This is a genomic window from Desulfobacter sp. UBA2225, assembly GCF_002348205.1.
Lineage (GTDB): Bacteria > Desulfobacterota > Desulfobacteria > Desulfobacterales > Desulfobacteraceae > Desulfobacter > Desulfobacter postgatei.
The window spans coordinates 1-5,295 of record NZ_DDYV01000004.1; the positions used below are offsets into that span (position 1 = coordinate 1).

4 protein-coding genes are annotated in these 5,295 nt (G+C 45.7%); 3 read left to right on the forward strand and 1 reads right to left on the reverse strand.

Annotation, left to right across the window (positions count from 1 at the left end):
* Nucleotides 1-1,681: SNF2 helicase-associated domain-containing protein (locus B3D59_RS00170; RefSeq protein WP_286817070.1), on the reverse strand; the 1,681-nt coding region annotated here is incomplete at its 3' end.
* Nucleotides 1,682-2,063: 382 nt separating this feature from the next.
* Here B3D59_RS00170 and B3D59_RS00175 point away from each other — a divergent pair.
* The 3 genes from B3D59_RS00175 to B3D59_RS00185 are packed head-to-tail and all read left to right on the forward strand — an operon-like array spanning nt 2,064 to nt 4,611.
* On the forward strand, nt 2,064-3,326 hold the full coding sequence (locus B3D59_RS00175) for a DNA cytosine methyltransferase (protein WP_004071834.1): 1,263 nt from the start codon (nt 2,064-2,066) through the stop codon (nt 3,324-3,326).
* Complete coding sequence (locus tag B3D59_RS00180) at nt 3,314-3,703, forward strand: very short patch repair endonuclease (RefSeq protein ID WP_286817071.1); 390 nt, start codon at nt 3,314-3,316, stop codon at nt 3,701-3,703. The genes B3D59_RS00175 and B3D59_RS00180 overlap by 13 nt, the downstream gene beginning before the upstream one ends.
* Nucleotides 3,700-4,611 carry an HNH endonuclease gene (locus tag B3D59_RS00185; RefSeq protein WP_286817072.1) on the forward strand — a complete coding sequence of 304 codons (912 nt, stop codon included), beginning with the start codon at nt 3,700-3,702 and terminating at the stop codon, nt 4,609-4,611. Before B3D59_RS00180 ends, B3D59_RS00185 begins: the two co-directional genes overlap by 4 nt.
* Nucleotides 4,612-5,295: the final 684 nt, after the last annotated feature.

Genomic DNA, 5,295 nt, shown 5'->3' on the forward strand with positions numbered 1-5,295 from the left:
TGGCCTGGGCCTCGTCCAGGATCAGACAGTGCCAGGAATACTTGGCCAGCCAGGCGTATTTTTTCACCAGGGTGTAGCTGGTGATGACCAGGTCCAGACGGTTCAGCTGGGTTTTAGTCAGCTTGAATTCCTTGTTTGTTTTAATTTTGTCGGGTTGTGGATCTGATGATGTAAAACCGGGGTGGGCCACACAGGTTTGAAGACCGGGCAGAAACCGGTTGATTTCCGACTGCCAGTTTGAAATCAAAGAGGCCGGGACCACCAGAAGCGTTGCCGGGCGTTTGGGGTTTGAAGGAAAAGTGCTCAGCCATGCCAGGATCTGGACGGTTTTTCCCAACCCCATATCATCGGCCAGGCAGGCCCCGAATCCGTAAGACGCCAAAAAATTCAGCCAGTCTACACCCTTTGACTGGTAGGGCCGCAATGTCGCTTTGAAGTCTTTGCCCGGCACGACCGGATCCACCTGTTCCGGGTGGGTCATCTTTTCCAGTACGGATGTCAGCCATGTGCCGTTGGAGACACAGATCTCCACCTGGCCGTCATCGCCGTGGCCAAGTATTTTTTCCGGAGCCAGCCGGGCCCGCATGGCCGTTCCCAGGGTCATGCCCGAGGCAGCCAGGTCCTCAATTCGCTCGAAGGCTTTCAGGGCTTGTTTTAGCTTTTCCGGGTCCACGGCCACCCATTTATTTTTGATAAACGCCAGGCCCTGGGTCTGCTCCAGGATGGTTTCAACCTCCTGCCTGGACAATTCCAGATCGCCCAATCCCACACTGACATTGAAATCAAGTATCGCATCCAGCCCGGCCAGGGCCGGTTTTTTGTCCCCCAGGGAGATGGTTACCCGGGGCGTGGAAGCGGTTTGTTTCCACCAGTCCGGGATCCGGCAGAGTACGCCACAGGCCTCATAATCCGGGATCTCCTTTAGAAAGCCAAAGGCTTCATCCCCATCCCAGGCCAGGGGATGGAACAGCTCACCGGAGTCAATGAGGTCCGCCACGATCCGGCTTTTTTCCGCCGCCTTGTACACCGTGGATAAAAGGGTTAAAAGCGCATCATCGTCATGGGTTTCAATGGCATGTTTCAGGGGCAGGTGTTTGGGTTTTCCATTGGCCCCCATGCCTGCGGAATAGGTGGCCATAAAGGCAAAGGGCAGGTGTGAATTTTTAGCCTCCACCAGATGAAAAAACACCCGGCCCGCCGGGTGAAGGTCCGGGTTTTTCTCCCGGAAATAGTCGCTGACACGGCCCTTGAATGCCTTGATGTCACGGGAAAACGCCTCATTAAAGCCCTGCCACAGCCCCTCAAGCATGCCGGGCGTTACATATTCGGACCCGGCCATCATGGGACAGGCTGAAATAAAATCGCTGACAAGCCCCGGCGGTACACTGATGACAGCGTCGTGCCTGAGGGTTTCAAGTTCGGCCGTTTTTAACAGCGTTTGGACAAAACAGCGGGAAAACCGCAGGAAATAGTCCAGGGAGGCTGAAAAATCCAAAGGAAATTGCTTAAAGCCCAGTTCGTACAGCCAGTCGTCTTTTCGGGTTTCAGCAGCTTGGACAATTTCACTCAGGCGCTGTACCTCTTCCGGGTGATGTGTGCCTGTTACCGTTTCCCATTCAAGCACCAACGCCTGGTCCGGCATGACCGAAACAACGGGTTGTTCTTTAGTTTTGTCCGTCAATTCATCTTATCTCCACCATCGTTATTCTCCGGAGAAGATATATCAAATCCTTGGATCAACAACAAGGGGTGTCGTGGACAGGGACCATTGCCATTACACAGGTCGACATTTTGATTATATTGAAAACCGTTAAATGAAAATCTTTGCGAATCATCTCCAATAGTGGTAAAAGTCCTTCCATTGATATTCTATAAAATTGTAGCGGGTTGGATATTCGTACTTTTTGAATGTTATCCCGTTAGATAACTGAGAATGAAAGATAAAAAGAAACCGCAGATCAACTTGTTCGGCCACCAATGCATCTGCCGATATGAAAATCGCGCCAATAGTGCTATATGATAACAAAATATTTCGAAAATTTAATCGGTAAGGCACACAAACTATGTATCATTCTGAAACCACATTGAATATTGACAAATCGCTAATCGTTAAAGAAGATGAAGCAACTTATCACTCTCGCTGTTCGGGAGCGCTGATTAAGAGCCCAAGTCGGTACCGTCTCATAGACTTGTTTTCAGGTGCTGGCGGCATGTCTTTAGGGTTCTCAGAAGCCTTTGGACAACCATTTCAGTCGGTTTGGGCAAACGACTTCAACCAATATTGTGTCGAAACATATAACGAAAATTTTGCCAAACATTGTATTGCAGGTGACATTGTTGAGATATTGGGACAAGGTAAAATACAAATACCAAAAGCCGATGTTGTTATAGGGGGGCCGCCTTGTCAAGGTTTTAGCCTCTTAAACAAAAATCGTGAAAATGACCCACGTAAAGAGATGTGGCGACCATATTTAGAGGTGGTCGAGAAATCCGGCGCTTCAATTTTTGTCATGGAAAACGTTCCTCAACTGCTTGGCACTTTCGAGCATGGAGAAATAGTTGGAGCTGCCGAATCCCTAGGGTTCAAGGTTTGGCAGGATAAATTGATTGCAGCAGATTATGGTGTTCCGCAAACTCGTATTCGTGCATTTATTATAGGATGTAGGTTCGCGGACCCATCAATTTTGTTTCCACCTCGAAAAACACATTTCAATCCGAACGGCAACGGGAAACAGTTAATGCTACCATTCAATCGAGAGGATTACCTATCAAAACCTGCGCCTTGGAAAACCGTGAGAGACGCCATTGGCGATTTGCCAAAACCCGAAGGAACTGAAATTAGAAATATTCAGCCCCCATTAGATCTACATTTTGGGAGGAATCCAACAGAGCTAAGTCGAAAACGATATAGAGCAATCCCTAAAGAAGGAATGAATCGTTTCGATTTGCAAAGGATTGCGCCGGAGTTGACACCTAAATGTTGGATTAGAAAGAAATCAGGTGGTACTGATTTGTTTGGTCGTCTCTGGTGGGACAGACCTTCTGTTACAATACGAACTGAATTTTATAAACCGGAAAAAGGTCGCTATTTACATCCTGATCAGCATCGTCCGATAACTCATAGGGAGGCCGCACGGTTTCAAAGTTTTCCTGACAGCTTCAAATTTTTAGGATCAAAAATTGAAATCGCAAAACAAATAGGTAATGCCGTTCCCCCACTTCTTGCCGCAAGGGTTGCAGATGTAGTTCGGCTATTGCTTGATAAAAGATATGAACAATGGACGTCTTCACACGAGAAAAACGAAGCCAAATTATGTCGCGTGTGAGCGGCAAAAATACAAAACCTGAATTAATTGTACGCTCTTTGCTTCATAATATGGGATATAGATTTAGGCTTCATAGAAATGAGTTACCTGGAAAACCCGATATCATATTGCCCAAATATAAAAAGATCATTTTCGTTCATGGTTGTTTTTGGCATGGACATATTGATTGCCCAAGGGCTAAACGCCCTACAACCAACAAAAAATTTTGGAACGAGAAGCTGAATAAGAATATCGAGAGAGATAAAGTTACCCTTAATAATCTTAAACATTTAGGTTGGGATGTTTTAACCGTCTGGACCTGTGAAGTAAAAAGCATTGAGAAATTAAGAAATAAACTATTTTCGTTTATAGAAGGACATAGAGAAAATTTCATATGAACTCTGAAGAAATCAGAAAACAGTTACACGCATTATTAACCAACTTTGAACAGGAATTAAAATCCGACAGTTTACGAAATAAAGTCCTTTTACTTGTCCCTTGTTTTCAGCATTTACGAGAATTAGGAAAGTCACTAATCCCCGCCACTATTGCAAGAAGCGCCCGAGATAGAATTCTTCATTATTTTAAAAAGTATCCTGCTTTCATAATTAGCGGGGATGAACTTCTTGTTGTTTCAGGTATCCAGGAATATGCCCGAAGGGTTCGAGAACTGAAAGTACAGTTCGGATGGTCGATAGTAAGCGGCTTGACCGCCAAACAAATGGCGGAAGAAAATGAATTTCCACTTTCTAATATTGATGTAACAACCATGGGGCCTTCAGATTATATTTTGCTTTCAATCGTACAGGACAGAGATGCGGCGCATCGATGGCATTTGGCAAACGAAATAAGAAGAGAAAATATTTCTGTGCGCGACAAGATATTAAAATTTTTAAGAATAAACGTCGGTCAAAAAGTCACCGGGGAAGAATTGAAATATCTGGCAAAAGATAGATCGGAATGGGCCAGACGAGTAAGAGAATTACGGACGGAATACGGTTGGCCGGTCGTCACTCAGAATACCGGCCGTCCCGATCTTGAAGTGGGAGTTTACCTGCTGGAGGCGGATCGACAAAGCCCGGAGCATGACCGCCACATTCCTGACCCTGTTAAAAGAGAGGTTCTACGGAGGGATGATTATAAATGCACGGTCTGTAAATGGTCGCACGACGAATGGAATAGATCAGATCCTCGACATTTAGAGCTACATCACAAAAAACATCATGCAAAGGGTGGTGACAACACGGAAACCAACCTTATTACCGTATGCACGGTGTGTCATGATGAAATACACCGGAATAAATAGAAGCAAACTGCAAAGCCGAACATGTAGCTTCAGCAGACAGCCAGGGCCGTGGCATTTTTGATAGGACGAAGTAGATCGAAGTTAATCATATTTCACAAATTCAGAGGTGGCCCTCGCTGCTGCTGAGCATTGCGTTAGGTTTCAGGAGATCCAAATGAGCAAGTTGTACATGGCAATGGCCGTAGTAGTTTTTTTTATCTGGTTGCGCAAGCAATAAATATTCTGTCAGGTATGCCTCTGATCCATCAGGAGCACAACTTTACTGTGGTGGGGTAGCGAAGGGTTATACCCCCGTCACTTTGTATTACACATTGGACAAGGAAACAAAGGCACGAGGAGTGCTAAATACAGTTCCATGTGGAGTGAAGTGGGCAAGCGGTGCTACAGCTGAGGCTGATAGACAGATTCCTATAGACAAATTTTCAAACGGTGTAATGGTAACGATACCGCGACCCAATGTGGAGGGTTATACACTGGATGCCGAGTTTGCTTTAAAAGTCAGAGAATTCCGGGGACGAATTCCGGGGACAGCTTACTTAAAACTCGAATTCGGAGGACAGTATATATAATCCCAACAACAAAATGCTGACAGGTAAACTGCAGATTTTTCGAGAGGACGGCGAGGAAGGGGTCACATCTTGATTAGTGATTAAGTCGTGTTAATCACTAATCAAGATGTGACCC